This window comes from Massilia sp., from assembly GCF_046293535.1.
Taxonomy (GTDB): Bacteria; Pseudomonadota; Gammaproteobacteria; order Burkholderiales; family Burkholderiaceae_D; genus Telluria.
On sequence record NZ_JBKBOV010000012.1, the window covers coordinates 1 to 23,380 of the forward strand.

The 23,380-nt window shown below is 66.0% G+C and carries 21 protein-coding genes; 6 read left to right on the forward strand and 15 right to left on the reverse strand.

Annotated elements, in window-relative coordinates; all coding sequences use genetic code 11:
* Positions 1-32: 32 nt before the first annotated feature.
* The 4 genes from ACK4S9_RS08975 to apbC all read right to left on the reverse strand — a co-directional run bounded on the left by ACK4S9_RS08975 (position 33) and on the right by apbC (position 6,498).
* Entirely contained in the window at positions 33-1,388 is a 1,356-nt protein-coding gene (locus ACK4S9_RS08975; RefSeq protein WP_409724410.1) for an aminotransferase class I/II-fold pyridoxal phosphate-dependent enzyme, read from the reverse strand.
* A gap of 49 nt (positions 1,389-1,437) precedes the next feature.
* The gene (locus ACK4S9_RS08980) at positions 1,438-4,026 is read right to left on the reverse strand and encodes a putative bifunctional diguanylate cyclase/phosphodiesterase (RefSeq protein WP_409724412.1); all 2,589 of its coding nucleotides are present in this window, start codon (positions 4,024-4,026) and stop codon (positions 1,438-1,440) included.
* Positions 4,027-4,365: 339 nt separating this feature from the next.
* On the reverse strand, positions 4,366-5,385 hold the full coding sequence (locus tag ACK4S9_RS08985; protein ID WP_409724415.1) for an RNA methyltransferase: 1,020 nt from the start codon (positions 5,383-5,385) through the stop codon (positions 4,366-4,368).
* A gap of 24 nt (positions 5,386-5,409) precedes the next feature.
* Positions 5,410-6,498 (reverse strand): iron-sulfur cluster carrier protein ApbC, encoded by a 1,089-nt coding sequence (gene apbC, locus ACK4S9_RS08990; protein WP_409724417.1) that lies wholly within the window; start codon positions 6,496-6,498, stop codon positions 5,410-5,412.
* A gap of 145 nt (positions 6,499-6,643) precedes the next feature.
* Here apbC and metG point away from each other — a divergent pair, with 145 nt between their 5' ends.
* The 6 genes from metG to ACK4S9_RS09020 all read left to right on the forward strand — a co-directional run bounded on the left by metG (position 6,644) and on the right by ACK4S9_RS09020 (position 13,327).
* Positions 6,644-8,791 (forward strand): methionine--tRNA ligase, encoded by a 2,148-nt coding sequence (metG, locus tag ACK4S9_RS08995; protein WP_409724420.1) that lies wholly within the window; start codon positions 6,644-6,646, stop codon positions 8,789-8,791.
* A 264-nt stretch (positions 8,792-9,055) separates the two neighbouring features.
* Positions 9,056-10,372: an enoyl-acyl carrier protein reductase FabMG gene (locus tag ACK4S9_RS09000; protein WP_409724422.1), complete on the forward strand. Its 1,317-nt coding sequence runs from the start codon at positions 9,056-9,058 to the stop codon at positions 10,370-10,372.
* Between the two features lie 66 nt (positions 10,373-10,438).
* Positions 10,439-10,648: a DUF3460 family protein gene (locus ACK4S9_RS09005; protein WP_409724425.1), complete on the forward strand. Its 210-nt coding sequence runs from the start codon at positions 10,439-10,441 to the stop codon at positions 10,646-10,648.
* A gap of 18 nt (positions 10,649-10,666) precedes the next feature.
* Positions 10,667-11,551: a segregation and condensation protein A gene (locus tag ACK4S9_RS09010; RefSeq protein ID WP_409724427.1), complete on the forward strand. Its 885-nt coding sequence runs from the start codon at positions 10,667-10,669 to the stop codon at positions 11,549-11,551.
* Between the two features lie 35 nt (positions 11,552-11,586).
* On the forward strand, positions 11,587-12,426 hold the full coding sequence (gene panC / locus ACK4S9_RS09015; protein ID WP_409724429.1) for a pantoate--beta-alanine ligase: 840 nt from the start codon (positions 11,587-11,589) through the stop codon (positions 12,424-12,426).
* Between the two features lie 127 nt (positions 12,427-12,553).
* The gene (locus ACK4S9_RS09020) at positions 12,554-13,327 is read left to right on the forward strand and encodes a flagellar brake protein (RefSeq protein ID WP_409724432.1); all 774 of its coding nucleotides are present in this window, start codon (positions 12,554-12,556) and stop codon (positions 13,325-13,327) included.
* Positions 13,328-13,476: 149 nt separating this feature from the next.
* On the opposite strand, the gene ACK4S9_RS09025 is transcribed toward ACK4S9_RS09020, so the two are convergent.
* From ACK4S9_RS09025 to motB, 11 genes are all read right to left on the reverse strand, one after another.
* Positions 13,477-14,682: an EAL and HDOD domain-containing protein gene (locus ACK4S9_RS09025; protein WP_409724434.1), complete on the reverse strand. Its 1,206-nt coding sequence runs from the start codon at positions 14,680-14,682 to the stop codon at positions 13,477-13,479.
* A gap of 58 nt (positions 14,683-14,740) precedes the next feature.
* Positions 14,741-15,379: a protein phosphatase CheZ gene (cheZ, locus tag ACK4S9_RS09030; protein ID WP_409724437.1), complete on the reverse strand. Its 639-nt coding sequence runs from the start codon at positions 15,377-15,379 to the stop codon at positions 14,741-14,743.
* Position 15,380: 1 nt separating this feature from the next.
* Positions 15,381-15,776, reverse strand: coding sequence for a chemotaxis response regulator CheY (gene cheY, locus ACK4S9_RS09035; RefSeq protein WP_036207318.1), 396 nt, complete (start codon positions 15,774-15,776; stop codon positions 15,381-15,383).
* Between the two features lie 166 nt (positions 15,777-15,942).
* Complete coding sequence (locus ACK4S9_RS09040) at positions 15,943-17,004, reverse strand: chemotaxis response regulator protein-glutamate methylesterase (RefSeq protein ID WP_409724440.1); 1,062 nt, start codon at positions 17,002-17,004, stop codon at positions 15,943-15,945.
* A 41-nt stretch (positions 17,005-17,045) separates the two neighbouring features.
* Positions 17,046-17,639, reverse strand: a complete 594-nt coding sequence (cheD, locus tag ACK4S9_RS09045) for a chemoreceptor glutamine deamidase CheD (RefSeq protein ID WP_409724442.1) — start codon at positions 17,637-17,639, stop codon at positions 17,046-17,048.
* Positions 17,640-17,646: 7 nt separating this feature from the next.
* Positions 17,647-18,504 (reverse strand): CheR family methyltransferase, encoded by an 858-nt coding sequence (locus ACK4S9_RS09050; RefSeq protein WP_409724445.1) that lies wholly within the window; start codon positions 18,502-18,504, stop codon positions 17,647-17,649.
* A gap of 164 nt (positions 18,505-18,668) precedes the next feature.
* The gene (locus ACK4S9_RS09055; protein WP_209586083.1) at positions 18,669-19,169 is read right to left on the reverse strand and encodes a chemotaxis protein CheW; all 501 of its coding nucleotides are present in this window, start codon (positions 19,167-19,169) and stop codon (positions 18,669-18,671) included.
* 38 nt (positions 19,170-19,207) lie between these two features.
* The gene (gene cheA, locus ACK4S9_RS09060) at positions 19,208-21,376 is read right to left on the reverse strand and encodes a chemotaxis protein CheA (protein ID WP_409724448.1); all 2,169 of its coding nucleotides are present in this window, start codon (positions 21,374-21,376) and stop codon (positions 19,208-19,210) included.
* Between the two features lie 36 nt (positions 21,377-21,412).
* The gene (locus ACK4S9_RS09065) at positions 21,413-21,778 is read right to left on the reverse strand and encodes a response regulator (protein ID WP_027863763.1); all 366 of its coding nucleotides are present in this window, start codon (positions 21,776-21,778) and stop codon (positions 21,413-21,415) included.
* Positions 21,779-21,864: 86 nt separating this feature from the next.
* Positions 21,865-22,413, reverse strand: a complete 549-nt coding sequence (locus ACK4S9_RS09070) for a chemotaxis protein (RefSeq protein ID WP_409724450.1) — start codon at positions 22,411-22,413, stop codon at positions 21,865-21,867.
* 17 nt (positions 22,414-22,430) lie between these two features.
* Positions 22,431-23,363, reverse strand: a complete 933-nt coding sequence (motB, locus tag ACK4S9_RS09075; RefSeq protein WP_409724453.1) for a flagellar motor protein MotB — start codon at positions 23,361-23,363, stop codon at positions 22,431-22,433.
* Positions 23,364-23,380 lie beyond the last annotated feature (17 nt).

Genomic DNA, 23,380 nt, shown 5'->3' on the forward strand with positions numbered 1-23,380 from the left:
ACGCGCGCCTGGCCGCCCTGCCGCGCGCCGCCTCAGCCCTGGTCGGACGGCCGCAGCGCCGGACGCGGCGCCTCGAGCGCGCGCCGCACCGCCGCGCCCAGCTTGCGCGCGGCGGTCCGGATCTGGGCCGGCGTATGGCGCGCCATCAACTGCAGGCGCAGGCGCGCCGCGCCGAGGGGCACGCCGGGGAACTCCATCGGATTGACGAACACCTGCTCGCGCGCCAGCAGCATGCCGGCCACCCGCGTGGCCGACTCCGAACCCAGCAGCAGCGGAACGATCGGCGAGGCGCTGCCGATGCAGCGCATGCCTTCTTCGTGCAGCAGGGCACGCAGCTCGACGGCGTTGCGCATCAGATCCGCGCGCAGCCGTTCGCCCTCAGTGCTGGTGGCAATGCGCAGGCATTCCAGCACCGTGGCCGCCTGCACCGGCGAGAGCGCGTTGGAAAACATGTGCGGTCCCGCGAACAGCTGCAATTGGCGCCGCACGCTGGGCTCAAGGCAGGCGACGAAACCGCCGTTCGAGGCGAAGGTCTTGGAAAACGCGCCCATCACGATGTCGATCCTACCCAGCATGCCCTGGGCGCCGATCGCGCCGGTGCCGCCCGGCCCCATCGCCCCGAGGTCGTGGGCGACGTCCACCAGCAGGGTGGCGCCGTACTCGCGGCACAGGTACTGCATCAGGGGCAGGTCGGGACTGTCGGCATCCATGCTGAACAGGCCCTCGGTCACCACCAGGATCGCGCCGCCGGCATCCACGGCGCGGATCCCGGCCAGCAGTTCGCGCAGGTGGTCGCAGTCGTTGTGGCGGAACGCCGAGACGTTGCGGGTGGCCGCCTGCGCTCCCTGGCGCAGCGAGGCATGCGCCAGCGCGTCGATCAGGACGTGGTCGCTGCCGTGCACCAGGGCCGTCACGGCGCCGAAGGCCGCGCCCCAGCCGGTCGGGAACAGGGTCACGTGCTGGCAGGCCAGCAGCGCGCCGATGGCCTCCTCGAGCAGGCCGGAATAGCGGCTGTTCCCCAGCAGGATGGCCGAGCCGGCGCTGTGCGGCCCGCATTCGGCCAGCACGCGCATGGCCGCGTCGAGCACGGCCGGGTGGGCCGCCAGCGACAGGTAGTCCTGCGAGGCGAAGTTGATGCCCTGCCGGGCCGCCAGGCCGTCGCCTTCCACGGTGGCCATCGGCGCCGGCGGGCCGTCGAGGGTGCGGCCATAGGGCCAGACGCCGTGGCGGGCGCGCAGCGCGCACCACTCCTCGAGCGGGGCCGCGCGGCGCAGCAGGTCGCGTCCGCGCGGCTGGCGGAACAGGGCGACGTTGCCGCCCAGCGCGCCCGAGGCGGCCAGCGCGTCGAGGTCATGGGCGGGGTCAAAGGGAATCGGTTCATTCAGCACGGCATCCTCCGGTACAAGAGATGAGCGGACAAGCGATCAAGAAGGGACTTCAGGCCGGCACCAGGGGCGCGGCCTCGACCTGGCGCGCCAGCAGCGCCGCCACCTCGGCGGGCGGCAGCGGGCGCGCGAAGTAATAACCCTGGGCGCAGTCGCATCCCATCGCGCACAGGTCGGCCAACTGCTCGGGCGTCTCGACCGCCTCGGCGATCACGTTCAGGCCGAGCCGGTGCGCCATCGACACGATGGCCTCGGCGATCGCGAACGAGCGCGCGCCGGGCTTGCCCGCGCCGGCGCCCGAGGCAGCGGCGCCGGCCGCGCCCAGCCGGCGCACGAACAGGCCATCCATCTTCAGGATGTCGACCGGCAGTTCGGACAGGTAATTCAGGCTCGAATAGCCGGTGCCGAAGTCGTCGATCGAGACCAGCACGCCGGCCTGGCGCAGGCCGCTCATCAGGGCGCAGTTCCCGGCCAGGTCTTCGATCAGCATGCCCTCGGTGATCTCGAGGTCGAGGCAGCGCGCCGGCATCCCGGTCTCGTGCAGGATCGCCAGCACCCGCGCCGGCAGTCCAGGCTCCTTGAGCTGGCGCGCCGACAGGTTGACCGCGGTCTTGATCTCGGGGAGCCCGCTGGCGCGCCAGGCGCGGTTCTGCAGGCAGGCGGTGCGCAGCGCCCAGTCGCCGATCGGGACGATCATGCCGGTCTCCTCGGCCAGCGGGATGAAGCGGCTGGGCGCCACCCGCCCGTACACCGGATGCTGCCAGCGCAGCAGCGCCTCGACCCCGACCACGCGCCTGGTGGCCAGGTCGATCTGCGGCTGGTATTCCAGGAACAGCTGGCCCTGCGCGAGGGCCTCGCGCAGGCCGTTCTTGAGGGCCAGGCGCTCGCTCTGCGGCTGCACCGTGTCGCCGGAATAGACCTGGACGCTGTTCTCGCCCAGGCGCTTGGCGCCGCGCATGGCGATGTCGGCGCGCTTGAGCAGGGCATCGAGGTCGCAGTCGGTCGCCGGGTACAGGGCCACGCCCACCGCCAGCGTGACGAAGCAATCGCGCCCCGCCACGCGCACGGGCAGGCCGAAGCGGTCGAGGATCTTCTCGGCCACCACCTGGGCGTCGGATTCGAAGCCCAGGTCTTCCAGCAGCGCGACGAATTCGTCGCCGCCCCAGCGCGCCACCGTGTCGGAGTCGCGCAGGCAGCGCCGGATCGCGCTTCCCGCCTGCGCCAGCAACTCGTCGCCGGCCTCGTAGCCGAATTCGTCGTTGATCTCCTTGAAACCGTTGATGTTCAGGAGCAGCAGCGCCACCAGGCGGCGGTTGCGGTTGGCGCGGTCCATGGCGTGGCGCAGCCGGTCGCGCAGCAGGTTCCGGTTGAGCAGGCCGGTGAGCTGGTCGCACTGCGCACCGTCGAGCAGACGTCCGGCACTGGGCGTCGAGCTGCCGCCCGCGGCTTGCGCCCCGCCCTGCTCCATTGCCGGCTTGGGCGCCACCGGCAGGCGCTCATCCTCGTCGTGGCACTGCACCCGGTTGCGCCCGAGGGACTTGGCCACGTACAGGGCCTCGTCGGCGCGCGCGATGGCATGGGCCACGGCCTCGCCGAGGCGGTATTCGGCCACGCCGGCCGATACCGTCAGGCCGATCTCGCTGCCGCCCGTTTCCTCGCCGCGCAAGCGCAGGCCGGCGATCACGCGCCGCACCCGCTCGGCCAGCACCAACGCATCCGGCGCCGGGGTCTCGGGCAGCATCAGGAGGAACTCTTCGCCGCCGTAGCGCCCGAAAGCGTCGGTGCCGCGCACCTGCTCCTGCACCGCCTCGGCGAAGCGGCGCAGCACCAGGTCACCGGCCGCGTGCCCATAGGTGTCGTTGATGCGCTTGAAGAAATCGATATCGAACAGGCACAGGCAGAACGGTCGGCCATTGCGGTCGGCGCGTTCCTTTTCGCGGTCGATCAGGCCGAGCAGGAAGCGGCGGTTGTGGCTGCCGGTGAGTTCGTCGCGGATCGCCAGTTCGTTGATGGTGGCCAGGGCGCGCTGCAGCTTGACGAAGCCTTCGGTCTTGGTCAGCTCGAACAGCAGCACGAACACCAGCACCACCACATACAGGCCCAGGTTGCAGATCAGGTGCAGCAGCGGCATGTCGATGCTGGGCGCGAGCGGCGGCGCGCGGCCGAAGGCCGGCAGGGCCCAGATCGTCGCTGCCGCGGCGCAGCTCACCGCCAGCCAGAACACGCCGCTGGCCACGCCGCCCAGGAACATCGCCACCACCGGCGCCGTGATCAGCCAGCTGGCGGTGGGCGCATGGATGCCGCCCAGGTGCCAGGTCAGCCAGGTGAAATTGAAGAACAGCGCGCACAGGAACAGTTCGCGCGCCGCGGCAATACTGCCGGTCAGGCGCAGCACGGGCGGGGCCATCAGCATCAGCATCACCAGGCAGCAGGCCAGGATCTCGGCGGCCGCCAGCTTCAGGCCGAGCAGCCAGTAGGCCAGCGCGTACAGCGGGCCGGCCGTGGCCGCCATCAAGGCCGCATTGACCACGTTCTCGGCACGCGCGAGCAGGGTCGCATCCTGGCGCAGCCTGCTCGGTACGAACAGGTGCGCCGCGTCCAGGTAACGCCCGCGCCACCGCTGGTCTCTGTCCTCGCTCATCAAGCATCCCAATGCGCCACACCCAAATCCCGAGTGTAGGCAGGAAGATTCCTGTGAACTTTATTTTCAAACAGAAAGTCGGTGGAAATGCGCGTAGCTGGCGCCGTCGGCCGGGTGCCTGCCCGTCATTGCTTTTGATAATTAGCAATACTTGAAGCGGAACCACCGCTGATGAGCTTGTCGAAATAGCGCTGCAGTCAACAGCTCATCGGAGAACACATGAAAACCGGACCATGCGCACTCGTGCTGGCCGCCCTGTCGACCTCGGTCGCCGGCGCCGTCAAGAGCAGGAATGCGGCAAAGCCCGGCAAAGACCTCTGAGACAGCGCTGCGCGGCAGTCATGCGCGGCGCAAGGCGATCGTGCGCCCTGCCCGCGCGCGCAACTGGCCGCAGCCGGCGTCGACGTCCTGTCCGGCCGAATCGCGCAGCTTGGTCAGCACGCCGCGCGCGTGCAGGTGCGCGGCGATCTGGCGCGCGCGTTCCCAACTCGGCCTGCGGTAGGCCAGTTCGGGCACCGTGTTATACGGGATCATGTTGAGGATGGCGTATTTGCCGCGCAGGAGCGCCACGATGCCATCCATCTCATCAGGCCCGTCGTTCACGCCCTCGAGCAGGGTCCACTGGTACTGGATCGGGTAGCCGGTGAGGCGCGCATAGCGCTCGCCGTGCTCGACCAGCGCCGAGGGCGCCAGGCGCGGGGCGCGCGGCAGCAGTTCGGCGCGCAGCAGGGGCTTGGTGGTGTGCAGCGACAATGCCAGCGCCGGCTTCACGCGCCCCCCTTCCAGGCGCTCGAAGGCGCGCGGGTCGCCCACGGTGGAAAACACCAGGTTCTTGTGCGCGATGCCGGCCTCGGTGCCGAGCAGTTCGATCGCTTCCAGCACGTTGTCGAGGTTATGGGCCGGTTCGCCCATGCCCATGAAGACCACCTTCTTCACCGGCCGGCGCGAACGCGCCAGCACCACCTGGGCCACGATCTCGCCGCTCGTCACCTGGCGCAGCAGGCCATCTCGGCCGGTCATGCAAAAAGCGCAGCCGACCGCGCAGCCGACCTGGCTCGAGACGCACACGCCGTCGCGCGGCAGCAGCACCGATTCGACCATCTGGCCGTCCTGCAGCCCGACCAGCAGGCGTTCGGAACCATCCTCGCCCGGATGGCTGGACACCAGCCGCGCCAGGCCGGCCAGCTCGGCATCCAGCTCGGGCAGGGCCGCGCGCACCGCCTTGGGCAGGAAATCGGAGGCCGGACGGCGTCCGTGCTCGTGCGCGGCGCCCTGCACCCAGTCGCGCAGCACGCGCTGCTGGTGCAGAGGCAGGGCGCCCAGCAGGGCCAGGCGCTCGCGGATGCTCGACAATCGCATCGTTTTTTACCAGATGGTAAAAAATCAGTCGTTCTTGACGACGATGCTCGGGAACTTGCTGGCCATGTCCTTGGCCTTCTCGGCGACCTTGACGGCGACCTTGCGCGCGATCTCCTTGTACACGGCGGCGACCGGACCGTCCGGATCGGCCACCACGGTCGGGCGGCCGGAATCGGTCTGCTCGCGGATCGACAGGTTCAGCGGCAGCTTGCCGAGGAAGTCGACGCCGAAGTCGCGGCACATCTTCTCGCCGCCGCCGGCCCCGAAGATCTCCTCGTGGTGGCCGCAATTGGAGCAGATGTGGGTGCTCATGTTCTCGACCACGCCGATGATCGGGATGCCGACCTTCTCGAACATCTTGAGGCCCTTGCGCGCGTCCAGCAGGGCGATGTCCTGCGGGGTGGTGACGATCACGGCGCCGGTGACCGGCACCTTCTGCGACAGGGTCAGCTGGATGTCGCCGGTGCCCGGCGGCATGTCGACGATCAGGTAGTCGAGCTCGCGCCAGTTGGTCTGCTCGAGCAGCTGCTGGAGCGCGCCGGTGACCATCGGGCCGCGCCAGACCATCGGCTCGTCCGGATCGATCATGAAGCCGATCGAGGACACCTGCACGCCGTGGTTCTCGAGCGGCTCCATGGTCTTGCCGTCGCGGCTCTCGGGACGGGCGTTAATCCCCAGCATCATCGGCTGCGAAGGGCCGTAAATATCCGCATCCAGGATGCCGACGCTGGCGCCCTCGGCCGCCAGGGCCAGGGCCAGGTTGACGGCGGTGGTCGATTTGCCCACCCCGCCCTTGCCCGAGGCGACCGCGATGATGTTCTTCACGTTCGGCATGACCTTCAGGCCGCGCTGGACCGCGTGCGACAGGATCTTGCTATGGACCCTGGCCGTCACGTCGCCCACGCCCGGCAGCGCCTTCACGCCCGCGACCACGCTGTCGCGGATGCCGGCGACCTGGCTGGCCGCCGGATAGCCCAGCTCGACGTCGAAGGAGACGTTCGCGCCGTCGAGCTTGATGTTCTTGATCGACTTGGAAGCGACGAAATCCTTCCCGGTGTTAGGATCGATGACCGCCGACAGTGCTGTCTTGACATCGTTCTCAGTGATGCTCATGTGTTTCTCCAGGTTATAGGGGCGAAGTGTAGCGCAAAATGCCGCGCGCTTCTTGTTGCTTTGGCAAACCCGGCGCCGGCCGCTGCGCATGGCCTGCCTTCCGCTGTTAAAATGCTTCTTTTCACAAACCTGAAGCGCTTCGACCATGACCCGCAAGCTGTTCGTCACCACTGCCCTGCCCTACGCCAACGCTGCCTTCCACATCGGCCACATGATGGAATACATCCAGGCCGACATCTGGGTCCGGTTCCAGCGAATGCAGCGCGAGAACGGACAGCAGCGCCAGGTGCACTTCGTCTGCGCCGACGACACCCACGGCACCCCGATCATGATCGCGGCGGAAAAGGAAGGCATCACCCCGCAGGAATTCGTGGCCAAGATCGCCGCCGGCCGGCCGCAATACCTGGACGGCTTCCATATCGCGTTCGACAACTGGTATTCCACCGATTCGCCGGAAAACGTCGAACTGTCGCAGGACATCTACCGCAAGCTGCGCGACGAAGGCCTGATCGTCACCAAGACCGTCGACCGCTTCTACGACCCGGTCAAGGGCATGTTCCTGGCCGACCGCAACATCAAGGGCGAGTGCCCGACCTGCCACGCCAAGGACCAGTACGGCGACAACTGCGAAGTCTGCGGCGCCGCCTACCAGCCGACCGAACTGATCAACCCGTTCTCGGTCTTCACCGGTTCGACCCCGATCCTCAAGCCCTCGGAACAGTACTTCTTCAAGCTGTCCGACCCGCGCTGCTTCGCCTTCCTCAAGGAATGGCTGAACACCCCGGGCCGCCTGCAGCCGGAAATGGTCAACAAGGTCTCGGAATGGCTGGGCGAATCCGGCGAGAAGCTGGCCGACTGGGACATCTCGCGTGACGCGCCCTACTTCGGCATCCCGATTCCCGATGCGCTGGGCAAGTTCTTCTATGTGTGGCTGGACGCGCCGGTCGGCTACCTGGCCTCGCTGAAGAATTACTTCGGCAAGAAGGGCATCGACTACGAGGCCTTCCTGAACGACCCGCAAGCCGAGCAGGTCCACTTCATCGGCAAGGACATCGTGTCCTTCCACCTGCTGTTCTGGCCGGCGATGCTGAACTTCTCGCAGCACCCGATCATCGACAAGCTGAAGGTCGCGGTGCACGGCCACCTCACCGTCAACAACGAGAAGATGTCGAAGTCGCGCGGCACCGGCATTTCGCCGCTGCGCTACCTCGAACTGGGCATGAACCCGGAATGGCTGCGCTACTACCTGGCCTTCAAGCTCAACAGCAAGGTCGAAGACCTGGACTTCAACGGCGAAGACTTCGTCGCCCGCGTGAACAGCGACCTGATCGGCAAGTACATCAACATCGCCAGCCGCTGCGCCGGCTTCATCGCCAAGCGTTTCGAGGGCAAGCTGGCCGATTCCCTGTCGGATAAGGCCAAGGACTGGATCTGCAAGGCCCTGATGAACGAGGGCGCCGAGCGCCAGGCCAGCATCGCCGCCGCTTTCGAGGCGCGCGAGTACGGCCGCGCGATGCGCGAGATCATGGAAATCACCGACATCGTCAACCAGTACGTGGACGAGAACAAGCCCTGGCTGCTGGCCAAGGACGAGAGCAAGACCGCCGAACTGCACGACGTCTGCACCACCGCGCTGATCCTGTTCCGCCAGCTGACCATCATGCTCTCGCCGGTGCTGCCGCAGGTGGCCGCGCGCGTTACCGAGTTCCTGGGCGACAGCGAGCTGAGCTGGCTTGATACCCATGGCGCCGCCGTGTATGAAACCATGCTGGGCCGCAGCATCGGCGCCTACAGCCACCTGATGCAGCGCGTGGATGCGAAGATGGTCGAGAACCTGTTCGACAAGCCCGCGGCGCCGGCGGCACCCGCTCCGGCCTCCGCCCCGGCAGCAGTGGAAGCCGCAGCGCCTGCCGCCGACGCCCCGGCGGGCGGCGACATCGAAGAACTGGCGCCGGAAATCTCGATCGACGATTTCCTGAAGGTCGACCTGCGCGTGGCGAAAATCGTCAACTGCGAACACGTCGAAGGCGCCGGCAAGCTGCTGCGCCTGACCCTGGACGTCGGCGAAGGCCGCTACCGCAACGTGTTCTCGGGCATCAAGTCGGCCTACAAGCCGGAAGACCTGATCGGCAAGCTGACCGTGATGGTCGCCAACCTGGCGCCGCGCAAGATGAAGTTCGGCGTGTCGGAAGGCATGGTGCTGTGTGCGTCCGCCGCGGACGAGAAGGCGAATCCGGGGCTGTACCTGCTCGATCCGATGCCGGGCGCCCAGCCGGGCATGCGGATTCGCTAAGCTTACGCATCTACATTGGGCTCCCGCCTTCGCGGGAGCGACGTGCCAAGCAAGCAGGCTACGGGCACTTGTTTGCGCCCTCGGCTTGAAAACCGTCGCTCCCGCGCAGGCGGGAACCCCAGCTCTCCACCCCTGCCCCAAACCGCCAAAATCAAACCCACGCGGATTCCCAGCGTTATAATGGCGTGTTCTTCTGAAACTCGCGCTTGCACAGGCCTTGCCGGCAGGCCTTCTTCAGACCATACAAGATAGGTAGATAATAAGATGACCGAATTCACTCCTCTCCGCCACATCCCACAAGCCAACGTGTTCCGCAAGGGCGACGTCTTCGTCCTGTTCGGCGAACTGTTCGGCCGCGGCTATGTGAACGGCCTGATCGACGAGGCGCGCAATGCCGGCATGAGCATCGTCGGCATCACCGTCGGCCGCCGCGACGAGTCCGGCGCCCTGCGCGCCCTGACCGCGGAAGAGCATCTTGAGGCGGAAGAGAAGCTCGGCGGCAAGATCATCAACGTGCCGCTGATGGCCGGTTTCGACATGGACGCTCCGGAAGGCGAGCAGAACCCGACCGAGATGCTGGCGGACGTGAAGCTCAAGACCTGGCAGGACGACAAGCTGGACTGGGAAAAGATCGAGCGCTGCCGCGAAGCCGGCGTGCGCCGCTTCACCAGCAGCGCCGCCCAGGCGATGGCGGAGATCGACAAGCTGATCCCGGAAGGCGCCAACGTCTTCTTCGCCCACACCATGGCCGGCGGCATCCCGAAGATCAAGGCCTTCCTGGCCATCGCCAACCGCATCTACAAAGGCCGCGGCGAGCGCTTCGAATCCTCGCGCGCCCTGCTGGACAGCGACCTGGGCAAGCTGATCCTGATGAACTTCGACGAAGTCACCGCCAACACCCTCAAGTACCTGATCGACGCGTCGAGCCCGATCCGCGAGCGCGTGACCCGCGCCGGCGGCGAAGTGCGCTACACCGCCTACGGCTACCACGGCACCGAGATCCTGATCGGCGGCGAATACACCTGGCAGACCTACACCAACTACACCCAGGGCTACGCCAAGATGCGCCTGGAGTCGATCGCCCAGGCAGCATGGAACCAGGGCGTCTACGCCACCGTGTTCAACTGCCCGGAAATCCGCACCAACTCCTCGGACATTTTCGTCGGCGTCGAACTGTCGCTGTTCCCGCTGCTGCTCGCCCTGAAGAAGGAAGGCGGCGGCGCATGGGCCGACCAGCAATGGCAGATCTGCCAGGACCTGCTGGGCGAAGGCACCTCGCTGCAGTCGCTGCTCGACACCATCGAGGGCTACAACAACGACGCCACCAGCGCCCACTTCCGCAACTTCGCCGCCTGGCCGATGGACAATACCCCGGAACTGGCCGAAGTCATGATCGGCACCTCGGAAGCCATCACCAACCTGCACAAGGACAAGAAGGCGCTGATCACCGACCACCTCTCCAGTCTGGTACTGGAAGGCGCCGGCCCGCTGATGTTCCATGGCGCGTCGGAAAAGATCGCACCGGTGCTGTGGCTCAACCACGACATCATTGCCCGCCAGTTGAACGAACTGCACAAGTAAACTTGACGCGCACGCGCCGGGGCAGAAGAATCTGTCCCGCACGTTTCTCACTTCTCTCTGGAAATCATGTTTTTCAAGAAACAACACTCGCTGTACGAATCCGAGCACACCAAGTTCATCAAGGAACTGAAGGCCAAGACCCCGGGCATGGAAGAGCGCCAGGTGGAAGGCCGCGCCCTGCTGTGGGACAAGTCCCCGCTGTCGTTGGACGAGCAGGAGCGCATCAAGCAGTCGCGCCTGCGCCAGAACGCCTACCCGTACCAGACCAAGGTCTGAGGCTGAGGAAGCGCCCCCATGCTGCCAGAGCAGGCCGCGCAGGATGCGCCGGCCGATCCGTCGCAGGACGGGGCGCCCCAGCCACCCGACGACGCGCACCTGAACGCAGCGGCTGACGCAGCCGAGGCGGCCATCGCTCGCCTGTACGGCGAGCCCTTGATGCGCCTGCCCAACGACCTGTACATTCCGCCGGATGCGCTCGAGGTCTTCCTCGACGCCTTCGAGGGCCCCCTCGACCTGCTGCTGTACCTGATCCGCAAGCAGAACTTCAACATCCTCGACATCCCGATGGCGCAGGTGACCCTGCAGTACCTGGAGTACGTCGAGCAGATCCGCCAGCGCAACCTGGAACTGGCGGCCGAGTACCTGCTCATGGCCGCGATGCTGATCGAGATCAAGTCGAGGATGTTGCTCCCCAAACGACACGAAGACCTGGTCGAGGACGTCGGCGACCCGCGCGCGGAACTGGTGCGCCGGCTGCTGGACTACGAGCAGATCAAGGCCGCCGCGCTGGCGCTCGGCGCCCTGCCCCAGGAAGGCCGCGATTTCCTGCGCCCCCAGTTGTTCGTCGAACAGGGCCTGGCCCCGGTGCTGCCCGACGTCGACCCCTGGGACCTGCAGCGCGCCTGGCTGGACGTGATGCGCCGCGCCAAGCTGACCCAGCACCACCGGATCGGCCGCCAGGAACTCTCCGTGCGCGAGCACATGTCGGCCATCCTGCGCACCCTGCAGTCGCAGCGCTTCGTCGAATTCTCCGAATTGTTCGCAGGCCGGCACACGATTCCGATCGTGGTTGTACACTTTGTCGCCATGCTTGAACTGGCGAAGGAAACCTTGATCGAGATCACGCAGGCCGAACCCTTTGCGCCGATTTATGTGCGCCTGGCCTATTCCCCGGCTTGAAGAGCCGGTTACTTTATTCCTATTCCGTTACCCCCATGAAAATCATTTCCTCCATCGACGAACTGCGCGACCAGCTGCGCGGCCAGCTGCGCACCGCCTTCGTGCCGACGATGGGCAACCTGCATGAAGGCCACCTGTCGCTGATGCGCCTGGCGCGCCGGCACGGCGACCCGGTGGTGGCGTCCATCTTCGTCAATCGTTTGCAGTTCGGCCCGAACGAGGATTTCGACAAGTACCCGCGCACCTTCCAGGACGACGTGGCCAAGCTGGAAAAGGAAGGCGTCTACGTGCTGTTCGCGCCGACCGAGAAGGACATGTACCCGGAACCGCAGGAATACCGCGTGCGTCCGCCCGAAGGCCTGGGCAATACCCTGGAAGGCGAGTTCCGTCCCGGTTTCTTCGATGGCGTCTGCACCGTGGTGACCAAGCTGTTCTCCTGCGTCCAGCCGCGCGTGGCCGTGTTCGGCAAGAAGGATTACCAGCAACTGATGATCGTGCGTAACATGGCGCGCCAGTTCGCCCTGCCCACCGAGATCATCGGCGCCGAGACCTTCCGCGCCGAGGACGGCCTGGCCCTGTCCTCGCGCAACGGCTACCTCTCGAGCGAGGAGCGGGCCGAGGCCCCGGCGCTGTACCAGCAACTGAACGCGGTGGCCGAGGCGATGCGCGCGGGCAGCCGCGACGTCGCCGGGGTCGAACGCCAGGCCATGGACTTCCTGGCCGCGCGCGGCTGGAAGCCGGACTATGTCTCGATCCGCAAGCGCATCGACCTGCAGGCTCCCGGCATCGCCGACCTGGAGGCCGGCGCCGAACTGGTCGTGCTGGCGGCAGCCAAGCTGGGCAACACGCGCCTGATCGACAACCTGGAAATCTGAGCGGTGTAAAAACGCTATCTTTGCTTGCTAAATTGCAATAGCGGTAGATCTGGGCTTATACTTGACGGGCGCGACAACCAACCGGCTTGTCGCGCATCTTGAAGCAATCTCGCAAGGAACCGCTGCCGTGAACGAAACCGCCGCTCCCATCGATCGCAAGGGCCCGCCGAGGCCGACCGACGCGCTCAGCCGCATCGGCAGCACCGCCGCGCCGCACGAAATGCGCGATCCTTTCGATATCGGCGAGGCCTTGAGCGCGCTGTCCCTGTCGGGCGAACCGGTCACGGTGTTCCCGGCCGGCTGGATCGAGCCGCTGATGGCGCGCATCGAGTCGGTCGACCCGGAGCTGCCGCATTTCGTCATCGACTTCAGCGGCAGCGAGCGCCCGCCCGCCGGCAAGGCCACCCTGGTGGCTTCGCTCGGCGGCAACGCCAAGCTGCAGTTCGACCTCGACCAGTCCTGGAAGCCGCTGCCCGACAACAAGCTGCACGTCGCGGCCGAATTCCCGCCCGCTTGCCTCGTGCTGAACCGGCGCGCCGCGCGCCGCGTCGAGACCCCGGTGGGCGTCCATTACCTGGCCAGCTTCCGCATCAAGGGAGCCGAGATGGAACTGCCCCTGTACGACTTCTCGCAAGGGGGCGTGGGGCTGCGCGCGACGCCCGAACAATGCTTCGGACTGCACGTGGGGAAGAAGCTGGAAGGCGTGCGCCTGCAGCTGGGACCGAACCTGGTCCTCACCGCCGACCTCGAAGTGCGCCTGCTGCGGCCCTTCCGCACCTTCCTGCTGGGCGAACAGGTGCAGGTGGGGTGCAGCTTCGCGGGCATCTCGATGCAGATGCAGCAGACCCTGGAGCGCTTCGTGACCACGGGGACGCCGGAGCGGCGGGCGCTTGCGCGGTAGAGGTTCCCGGTACGCTACGAACTTGGGTTCCGGCCTTCGCCGGAACGACGGTTCTCCAGCCAACAGTGTAGAAACCGTCAACGCAGATTAGACGATAGCTAAAACAGCGTCGTTCCCGCGCAGGCGGGAATCCAAGTCGGCCTTGACGGTTACCCCGCCACCGACTGCGCCCAGGCCAGCGCCGACAGGTGCGCCTTGTTGACCTCCAGCGGAGGAATGTCCAGCGACTCGGCCAGCGAGGCCACCAGGTTCGAATTGAGCTCGCAGGCCTCGGCCAGCGCCAGGTAAGGTCCGTACCTGCCCTCGCGCGACACCAGCGCCCTGACCACCTCTTCCGGCAGCGGCACCGTCTCCAGCACCTCCTGCATCGGCAGGCCCAGCAAGCGGTCGAGCAGCGAGAACATGCCCGCCACGAACAGGTGCTCGCCGTCTCCGCGCAGGCGCGTGGCGCCGAGCAGCTCGGCCAGGCGGCCGCGCACCACCGCGGTTTCCATCAGCACCGGCGAATAGCCGCTCGAGCTGGCCGTGGCCAGCAGCAGCACCAGCCAGCGGTACAGCGGCGCATAGCCCATCAGGGCGATCGCCTGGCGCAGCGACTCCACCCTGCGCGCGGCCCCGAAGCCGGCCGAGTTGATGTAGCTGAGCAGCTTGTAGGTGAGCGCCGGATCCCGTTTCAGGATGTTCTCGAGCTTCGGCACGTCTTCGTTGTTCTGCACCAGCTGCATCAGCTGCAGGATCGTGCTCTGGGTCGGATTCATGCCCTTGACCGGGTTGCCCGGGCGCGGGGTCAGGTGCAGCTTGCCGACGAAAGAATCCAGTCCGAGCGCAGCGCAGGCGTCGTAGTCGGCCCAGGTGGCGACCGGGCGGCCCACCATGCGCACCGCGGCGTTCCGGGCTGCGGCATAGGTGCGCGCCTGGGTGGCGACGTCGCTGCCGGCGAAGCGCACCTCGACATACGAGGCATAGGGCGACAAGTTGCGGCCCAGCAGCTTGAGGTCGGCGCCGCGGATCGACACCCCCACCCCGCCCACCCGCACCGCCTGCACCGCCGCGCGCACGTCCGGGTCGGTCAGCTTGCGGATATCGAGGGTGAGGACGGTGCGTTCCGGCGGCAGCGCGTGCAGCGCGTCGAGCGAGAGCATCTCCGGTACGGCGTCGAGGAACAGGACCTTGTCGCGCAGCAGCCAGCCATGCTCGGCGTGGTTGACGTGCCCGGCGACGAAGCCGACCAGGTCTTCCAGTTCCTGGTCGCTGGGCAGCTTGCCGTCGTGATGCTGCCACGACAGCTCGTAGCCGATCACGCGCTGCTTGGGATCGAGCAGCGGTTCACGAACGATGAAGTTAGTTTGATGCATGTGGGCGCGGAGAAAAACGTGATGCAAGACGCACGAAGCTACGCGCGCCCCGGGCGGATCAGAAACCCAGGCTGTCGAGCAGGTCGTCGACCTGGCCCTGGTCGGCCACGACTTCGCTCTTGCCCTCCGGATTGATCTGCGGCCCGTTGAGCAGGCCATTGTCCAGCTCGCGCCGGATCTCGCTCGGTGCGAAGTCGATCAGCACCTGCACCAGTTGCTGCTCGAGGTTCTGGGCGATGCCCGTGATGCGGCCGATCACCTGTCCGGTCAGGTCCTGGAAGTCCTGGGCCATCATGATGTCCATCAACTGGCCGCGGGTGGCGACGGCCCCCAGACGCGACTCGTCCAGGCCGGCGATGGTGCGCTGCGCCAGCGCGCGCCAGTCTTCTTCCGAGGCGCCCTTGTCCAGCAGCGCCTGCCAGGCGCCGGCCAGCTCGCCCGAGCGGGTCTCGATCGCATCCTGCACCGGGCCGGCGGCGTCGGTGGCGTCCAGCACGCGCTTGGCGGCCTGTTCGGACAGGCGCGCCACGTAGTCGAGGCGGTCGCGCGCATCGGGAATGTCGCTTGCCGCCTTCTCGATCAGTTTGTCGAGGCCGAGGCCGCGCAGGCTCTCGTGCAGCGCGCGCGTCATGTGCCCGATCCGGCTCAGGACCTCCTCGTGGGATGCCTCGGCCTGGACAGCGGTCTGCTCCGTCATGTCAGCCTGCCTTGTCCATCTTCTCGAAGATCTTGTTGAGCTTCTCGTCCAGGGTGGCGGCCGTGAACGGCTTGACCACGTAGCCGCTGGCGCCCGCCTGGGCGGCCGCGATAATGTTTTCCTTCTTGGCTTCGGCGGTCACCATCAGCACCGGCAGCTTGGCCAGCGCGGGATCGGCACGGATGTTCTGCAGCATGGTCAGGCCGTCCATGTTCGGCATGTTCCAGTCGGACACCACGAAATCGAAGGGTTCGCTGCGCAGCTTGGCCAGCGCCATCACGCCGTCTTCCGCTTCGTCGACATTGGCATAACCCAGTTCCTTCAACAGATTCCGGACGATGCGGCGCATCGTCGAGAAATCGTCAACAACCAGAAAACGCAACTTTGGATCAGCCATGAATTACTCCGTTTTGAATCTTTTACTTTGGTTGAGTGGGTGAGCGCTGAATCGGGCATTTGGCGCAGCGGCGACCAACACCGAGCGGCCAATTGGGATCAGGCTCAAGAATAGCATTTTTGTTGCCGTACGGCGATAAAATGGCATCGATACGACTGCATTCGGATCAAACACGCAACGCCCGGCCGCCCTGCGCGGCCAGATGCTCGAGCACCATGCCCGGCAAGGCCTGCAGGCTGCCCACGTCGTGCGCGGCGCCGAGTGCGATCGCTTCGCGCGGCATGCCGAACACGACGCAGCTGGCTTCGTCCTGGGCGAAATTGTGGGCCCCGGCATGGCGCATGTCCAGCATGCCGGCGGCGCCGTCCTTGCCCATGCCGGTCAGGATAACACCAACGGCGTTCTTGCCCGCCGCCTGGGCCGCGCTGCGAAACAGCACGTCCACCGAGGGACGGTGCCGGTTGACCGGCGGGCTCTGCTCGATCTTGGTCATGTAGTTGGCGCCCGAGCGGGTCAGCAGCAGGTGCGAATGCCCGGGCGCGATGTAGGCGTGGCCGGGCAGCACCCGTTCGTTGCCCTGCGACTCGGTCACGCTGATCTTGCACAGCGAATCGAGGCGCTTGGCGAAGGAACTGGTGAAGCCTTCCGGCATGTGCTGGGCGATCAGGATGCCGGGGCAGTCCGAGGGCATCTGCATCAGGAACTCGCGGATCGCTTCGGTGCCGCCGGTGGATGCGCCGATGATGATCAGCTTTTCCGACGAGATCAGGGGGCTGCGCAGGGCCGACAGCTGCGGCGAAGGCGGCGCCCCCGGCGTCATGCGCTTGATGCGCGCGCGCGAAGCGGCGCGGATCTTGTCGGCGATGAGTTCCGTGTATTCGCGCATCCCGGTCTGGATCGAGATCTTCGGCTTGGTGACGAAGTCGACCGCCCCCAGTTCCAGCGCGCGCATCGTGATCTCCGAGCCGCGCTCGGTCAGCGATGACACCATCAGCACCGGCATCGGGCGCAGGCGCATCAGCTTTTCCAGGAAGTCCAGGCCGTCCATCTTCGGCATCTCGACGTCCAGGGTCAGCACGTCCGGGTTGTGGCGCTTGATCAGCTCGCGCGCGACCAGCGGGTCGGGCGCCGTGGCCACGACTTCCATGTCGGGCTGGGAGTTGACGATTTCGCTCATCACGCTGCGGATCAGCGCCGAGTCGTCGACGATCAGAACCTTGATTGTCATGCGTCGTCCTTTCAGGTCTTGTTCTTCTTTCGCCGGCACGCCTAGAACAGGTCGATGTCGCCGCCGACCGGTTCGACCTTGAGTCGTTTGGCGTAATCGAGTTCGCGTTTTGCCAGCGTGTCGTTCTGGGTCTGCATCAGCTTCTTCACCAGCACCTTGCCGGTCTTGGGGAAGAAGTACACCTTGCGCGGGTAGACGTCGTTCAGGTCCGAGGCCAGCACCGGGATGCGCTCGGTCTTCAGGAAGTTCACCACGAAGGCCGCATTGCGTTCGCCCACGTTCATGGCGGTGAAGCCGCGCAGCACGGCGCCGCCGCCGAACACCTTGGCTTCGAGGTTCTCGCGGCGGGCGCCGGCCTTGAGCAGGTCGTTGATCAGGATCTCCATCGCGAAGCTCCCGTAGCGCATCGAGGCCGACACCGGGCTGCCGCCGTCGCCGCCGTCCGGCAGCATGAAGTGGTTCATCCCCCCCAGGCCGGTGATGCGGTCGCGGATGCAGGCCGATACGCAGGAGCCGAGCACGGTCACGATCAGCATGTTCTTGCCGGTGTAGTAGTACTCGCCAGGCAGGATCTTGGCGGCGTCGCAATCGAAGGTGCGGTCGTAGTAGACGTTGGTGGCGAACTGGTTGTTCATGTCGGGATCAGCGGCGCGCAGCCTCGTCGAGCTCGTACACCGTCTTGCCGCGCAGGCGCAGCGAATCCGACACGTACAGGAAATTTTCGGAATGCCCGGCAAACAGCAGGGCATGCGGCTTCATCAGGGGCACGAAGCGCGCCAGGATCTTGCGCTGGGTGTCCTTGTCGAAGTAGATCATCACGTTGCGGCAGAAGATGGCGTCGAACTGCCCGTCCACCGGCCACTCGTTCGCCAGCAGGTTCAGCTGGCGAAAGCTCACCAGCTGGCGCAGTTCGGGCCGCACCCGCGCCATGCCCTCGTTGGCGCCCTTCCCTTTCAGGAAGAAGCGCTTGAGGCGCTCCGCGCCGATCTTCTCGACCCGCTCCATCGGGTAGACCCCGTTGGCGCCGACCGCCAGCACGTTGGTGTCGATGTCGGTCGCGACGATCTGCACCGGCGGGGACAAGCTGTTGAAGGCCTCGCAGGCGGTCATCGCGATCGAGTACGGCTCCTCGCCGGTGGAGGCGGCCGAGCACCAGATGGTGAGCGGCTTGCCGTCGCGGCGCACCAGGCCGGCCAGGTGTTCTTCGAGCAGCGGGAAATGGTGGGCTTCGCGGAAGAACGAGGTCAGGTTGGTGGTCAGCGCGTTGGTGAAGGCTTCCCATTCGGCCGTCATGCGGCCCGCTTCCAGGTCGTCGAGGTAGCGCGTGAAGGACTGGATGCCGGTGGCGCGCAGGCGCCGCGCCAGGCGGCTGTAGACCATCTCCTGCTTGCTGTCGGCCAGGGAGATGCCGGCGCGCTGGTAGATCAGCGCGCGGACCCGTTCGAAGTCACTGCGCGTGAAATCGAATTCCTTCGCCGTATCGGTTCGTTGCTGCGGCACGTCGTTGCCTCTTCGTTACTATCTCAATGTTGCTTGTGCCGGCTGTTCGTAGGGTGGGCGGGTCTCCCGCCCACGCGGTGATACCCGGCGGCGAGATCATCGTGCTCGAAAACGGAGCCGATAACGATCACCGCGTGGGCGGCGAAGCCGCCCACCCTACAAAATCATGCGGCTAATTTGTCCATCAGGCCCATCTCGCTGGACGACATCAGCTTGTCGATGTCGACCAGGATCAGCATGCGCTCGTCCACCGTGCCCAGGCCGATCATGTAGTCCGAGTTGAAGGCGGTGCCCATCTCCGGGGCCGGCTTGATCTGGTCCGGGGTGAGCGTGGTCACGTCCGACACGCTGTCCACCACCATGCCCATGATGCGCCCGCCGATGTTCAGGATGATCACGACGGTGAACTGGTCGTACACCGGAGTGCCCAGCTTGAACTTGATGCGCATGTCGACCACCGGGATGATGATGCCACGCAGGTTGATGACGCCCTTGATGAATTCCGGTGCATTGGCGATGCGGGTCACCGCTTCGTAGCCGCGGATCTCCTGCACCTTGAGGATATCGATGCCGTATTCCTCGGAGCCCAGGGTGAAGGCCAGGAACTCGCTGCCGGCGCCTTCGATGGTGCCGTCGGCCGGCTTGTTGTTCTGTACAGTAGACATGTTCACGTCCTCTTGGAGTTAATGTATTGTAAAAAGCTTCACGAAACGACGGTATCGCCGAGTAGCTGGCGCGACGAACGCACCAGCGCGGCCACGTCGAGGATCAGGGCGACGCCGCCGTCGCCCAGGATGGTGGCGCCCGAGATGCCGGCCACCTTGCGGTAATTCGCTTCCAGGTTCTTCACCACCACCTGCTGCTGGCCCACCAGTTCGTCCACGAACAGCGCGGCCTTCTTGCCCTCGGTCTCGAGGATCACCACGATGCCTTCGGACGGGTCGGTGATGCGCGGGGTAATCTCGAACATCTGGTACAGCGGAATCAGGGGCAGGTATTCGCCGCGCACCTTCAGCACGCGCCCGCGTCCGGCGATCTCGCGGACGTCCTCCGGCGCCGGCTGCAGCGACTCGACCACGAAGGAGAGCGGCAGGATGTAGACCTCTTCGCCGCTCCTGATCGACATGCCGTCCAGGATGGCCAGCGTCAGGGGCAGCGAGATCGAGATCGTGGTGCCGAAGCCGCGCGCCGAGCGGATCTCGACGCTGCCGCCCATCGAGGCGATGTTGCGCTTGACGACGTCCATGCCGACGCCGCGGCCGGACACGTCGGTCACCTGCTCGGCGGTCGAGAAGCCCGGCGCGAAGATCAGCTGCCAGACGTCCTCGTCGCTCATGTTCTCGCTGACCGAGAGCCCGTTCTGGCTGGCTTTGGCCAGGATGCGCTCGCGGTTCAGGCCGGCGCCGTCGTCGGAGACTTCGATGACGATGTTGCCGCCCTGGTGGCCGGCCGACAGGAACAGGCGCCCCGCTTCCGACTTGCCGCTGGCAACGCGCGCGGCCGGCATCTCGATGCCATGGTCGATCGAGTTGCGCACCAGGTGGGTCAGCGGATCGACGATGCGCTCGATCAGGCCCTTGTCCAGCTCGGTGGCGGCGCCGTTGGTGATGAAGTCGACCTTCTTGCCGAGTTTCGAGGCCAGGTCCCGCACCATGCGCGGGAAGCGCGAGAACACGAAGTCCATCGGCATCATGCGGATCGACATCACCGCCTCCTGCAGCTCGCGGGTGTTGCGGCCCAGCTGGCTGATGGAATTGAGCAGGCGCTCGTGCGTCATCGGGTCGAGGTTGCCGCTTCTCTGCTCGAGCATGGCGTTGGTGATCACCAGTTCGCCGATCAGGTTGATCAGCTGGTCGACCTTCTCGACCGACACCCGGATCGAGGACGATTCCGCGTGCGGGTCTTTCTTGGCGGCGGCCTTCTTCTCGGCGGCCTCGCCAGCCGCTTCCGACAGCTCGAGCGGCTCCGGGCCCTTCGGCGCTGCCGCCGGCTTCGGCTCATTGGTGATGCCGGCCGCGGCGCGGATCTGTTCGATCGGCTGGAAGAAGCCGTAGCCGCGTTCGTCGTCGGACAGATCGTCGTCCTCGCTGGCGGCGGACCCGCCCTCGTCGTCGAAGTCGAAGAAGCCGTAGCCCTGCTGCTCCTCGATGCGCTTGCGCTCGGCGGCCTCGATGGCGCGCTGCTCCGGCGTCAAGGCCGGGGCCTCGAAGATCTTCAGGTCTTCCGGGTTCAGCACGAAGGAGCAGATCGCGATGATGTCGTCCAGGCTCTCGTGCGTGGTGATGATGATGGCGTTGCGGCCCGCCTCGAGCGGGGTCACCTTGGTGCGCCCCATCAGGCCCAGTTCGTCGACCAGGGCGCTGATGTCGCGCTGCCCGAGCGGCGGCAGCTCGATCTTGTAGCGGTGCGCTCCTTCGGTCGGATGATGGACCTTGGCCTCGGCGGTCAGGTAGGACGGCGCCACCACGGGCGCCTGCGGCACCAGGCCTTCGGCCAGGTCGTGCAGCACCATGCGCACGTTGGCGACCGCTTCCTGGTCGACGGCTGCGCCATGGCGGTGGCCGTCGAGCTGCATCTTGAGGCTGTCCTTGGCCGCCAGGAAGGCATCCACGTGGTTCGAGGTCAGCGCCATCTCGCCCTTGCGGATGCGGTCCAGCAGCGACTCGAGCACGTGCGTGACTTCGCTCATGTCGGACAGGCCGAAGGTCGACGCGCCGCCCTTGACCGAGTGGGCGGTGCGGAAGATGGCGTTCAGGTCTTCGGGGTCGGGCGCGGCCACGTCGACCGCCAGCAGCAGCCGCTCCATTTCGGCGAGCAGTTCCTCTGCTTCGTCGAAAAAGACCTGGTAGAACTGGCTGATGTCGATCGTCATGGTGCTATTCCCTGGATACTCCGATGCATCACCGGCTCAGCCGATGACCTTCTTGACCACCTCGATGAGGCGCTGCGGATCGAAAGGCTTGACCAGCCAGCCGTTGGCGCCGGCGGCGCGGCCCTTGGCCTTCATCTCGTCGGACGATTCGGTGGTCAGCATCAGGATCGGGGTCTTGGCGTAGGTCGGCAGCGTGCGCAGGGTCTTGATCAGGGCCAGACCGTCCATGCGCGGCATGTTCTGGTCGGTCAGGACCAGGTCCACGCTCTGCAGCTTCGCCTTGTCGAGGCCATCCTGGCCGTCTACGGCTTCCACCACGTTGTAGCCAGCCGCCTTCAGGCTGAAGGCCACCATCTGGCGCAGCGAACTGGAATCGTCGACCGCGAGAATCGTTTTTGCCATGTTTTGCTCCTGCTGTTTTATCCCGGCATGTTCCGGTTGAATGTTAAGTGGCGAAGTAGTGTGTTGTTCGATGGTGGGCGGCGCACTCAGAAGAGTTCGATGTCCCCACTCTCCAGGTGATGCTGGTCCACCGACTTGCGCAGCATGCTGCGCAGCTCGAGCGACTGGATCGCCAGCGCCATGCTGACCTTGCCCAGGCGCTCGACGATCTCGTCGCTGTCGGTTTCCGGCGCGATCTCGGCGCCATGCTCGCTGAGCGTGCCGAGGAAGTCGCGCAGGCCGGCCACGCGCCGCAGCGTGCGGTCGATCAGCTGGCTGGTCATGTCCTGGAACTGCATGCTGGTGATGGCCGAGTTGACGTGCTGGCCGATCTCGCCCGACATGTCCGCCAGATTCGCGCTGTCTTCGGCGCTCGGCGTCTCGCCGGCCAGCAAGCGGTTGATCGCCTCCTGGCGCGCCCCGACCGCCGTATGGATGGCCATGAAGCTGCTGGTCAGCTTGTCGATGGCTTCTTCCAGCAGCAGCTCGGTCTGCAGCAGGTCGGTCTCGACCTCGGTCAGGTGGCGGCGTCCGTGGATGGCCACACCCGACAGCAGGCGCTTGACGTGCGATCCGAGAATTTTTTTTCTTTTCATTCTAGTCTCCAGCTGGACTACTTGCCGCCGGCCGTTGCAACAGCCTCGGCCGCCGCCGCGGGTTGCTGCGTCGGCACCTCGAGCGAGGCGGCGTCGCGCTGCACGGCTTCCTCGGTCTTCTTGTTCATGACGATGATGCTGATGCGCCGGTTGATCGGGTTGAACGGGTCCGTACGGTCGAGGTTCACGGCCGAAGCCAGGCCCACCACGCGCAGCACCTTGTCGTCGCCCAGGCCGCCGCGCACCAGCTCGCGGCGCGAGGCATTGGCGCGGTCGGCCGACAGCTCCCAGTTGCTGTAGCCGGCGTCGCTGAAATACGGGGTGGCGTCGGTATGGCCCGACAGGCCGATCTTGTTCGGGACTTCGTTGAGCACCATGCCGATCACGTTCAGGATCTCTTTGGTATACGGCTGCAGCTCGGCCCGGGCCAGTTCGAACATCGGACGGTTCTGCTCGTCCACGATCTGGATGCGCAAGCCTTCGCTGGTGATGTCGAGCAGCAGCTGGTTCTTGTATTTCTTGAGCAGCGGGTTGACCTCGATGATCGACTCGATCTTCAGTTTCAGCGACTGCAGGCGCTCGGCCTCGGCGCGCGCGATCTGGGCCTTGGCCGCTTCCAGGTTGTAGGTCTTCGAAGTGGGATCGATGTCGCCCTTCTTGACCTGGCCGTTGCGGCGGCTCAGGTCGGTGCCGCCGCCCTTGATCACGGACGAGGAGTCGCCGGCGCCCGAACCGCCCGCCATCGCCACCTTGAGCGGGGTCTTGAAGTACTCCGAGATGCCTTCCAGGTCGCCCTTGGCGGTCGAGCCGAGCAGCCACATGAGCAGGAAGAAGGCCATCATCGCGGTCACGAAGTCGGCGTACGCGATCTTCCAGGCGCCGCCATGGTGGCCGCCCTGGACCTTCTTGATGCGCTTGACGACGATGGGACGCATGTTGTCGTCAGCCATGGCCCCCTCCTCGCGTC

Bases quoted from the DNA above. Each gene is read 5' to 3' on its own strand.
- ACK4S9_RS08980 (WP_409724412.1), bottom strand. From the start codon at position 4,026: ATGAGCGAGGACAGAGACCAGCGGTGGCGCGGGCGTTACCTGGACGCG.
- ACK4S9_RS08985 (WP_409724415.1), bottom strand. From the start codon at position 5,385: ATGCGATTGTCGAGCATCCGCGAGCGCCTGGCCCTGCTGGGCGCCCTG.
- apbC (WP_409724417.1), bottom strand. From the start codon at position 6,498: ATGAGCATCACTGAGAACGATGTCAAGACAGCACTGTCGGCGGTCATC.
- metG (WP_409724420.1), top strand. From the start codon at position 6,644: ATGACCCGCAAGCTGTTCGTCACCACTGCCCTGCCCTACGCCAACGCT.
- ACK4S9_RS09000 (WP_409724422.1), top strand. From the start codon at position 9,056: ATGACCGAATTCACTCCTCTCCGCCACATCCCACAAGCCAACGTGTTC.
- ACK4S9_RS09005 (WP_409724425.1), top strand. From the start codon at position 10,439: ATGTTTTTCAAGAAACAACACTCGCTGTACGAATCCGAGCACACCAAG.
- ACK4S9_RS09010 (WP_409724427.1), top strand. From the start codon at position 10,667: ATGCTGCCAGAGCAGGCCGCGCAGGATGCGCCGGCCGATCCGTCGCAG.
- panC (WP_409724429.1), top strand. From the start codon at position 11,587: ATGAAAATCATTTCCTCCATCGACGAACTGCGCGACCAGCTGCGCGGC.
- ACK4S9_RS09025 (WP_409724434.1), bottom strand. From the start codon at position 14,682: ATGCATCAAACTAACTTCATCGTTCGTGAACCGCTGCTCGATCCCAAG.
- cheZ (WP_409724437.1), bottom strand. From the start codon at position 15,379: ATGACGGAGCAGACCGCTGTCCAGGCCGAGGCATCCCACGAGGAGGTC.
- cheY (WP_036207318.1), bottom strand. From the start codon at position 15,776: ATGGCTGATCCAAAGTTGCGTTTTCTGGTTGTTGACGATTTCTCGACG.
- ACK4S9_RS09040 (WP_409724440.1), bottom strand. From the start codon at position 17,004: ATGACAATCAAGGTTCTGATCGTCGACGACTCGGCGCTGATCCGCAGC.
- cheD (WP_409724442.1), bottom strand. From the start codon at position 17,639: ATGAACAACCAGTTCGCCACCAACGTCTACTACGACCGCACCTTCGAT.
- ACK4S9_RS09055 (WP_209586083.1), bottom strand. From the start codon at position 19,169: ATGTCTACTGTACAGAACAACAAGCCGGCCGACGGCACCATCGAAGGC.
- cheA (WP_409724448.1), bottom strand. From the start codon at position 21,376: ATGACGATCGACATCAGCCAGTTCTACCAGGTCTTTTTCGACGAAGCA.
- ACK4S9_RS09065 (WP_027863763.1), bottom strand. From the start codon at position 21,778: ATGGCAAAAACGATTCTCGCGGTCGACGATTCCAGTTCGCTGCGCCAG.
- ACK4S9_RS09070 (WP_409724450.1), bottom strand. From the start codon at position 22,413: ATGAAAAGAAAAAAAATTCTCGGATCGCACGTCAAGCGCCTGCTGTCG.
- motB (WP_409724453.1), bottom strand. From the start codon at position 23,363: ATGGCTGACGACAACATGCGTCCCATCGTCGTCAAGCGCATCAAGAAG.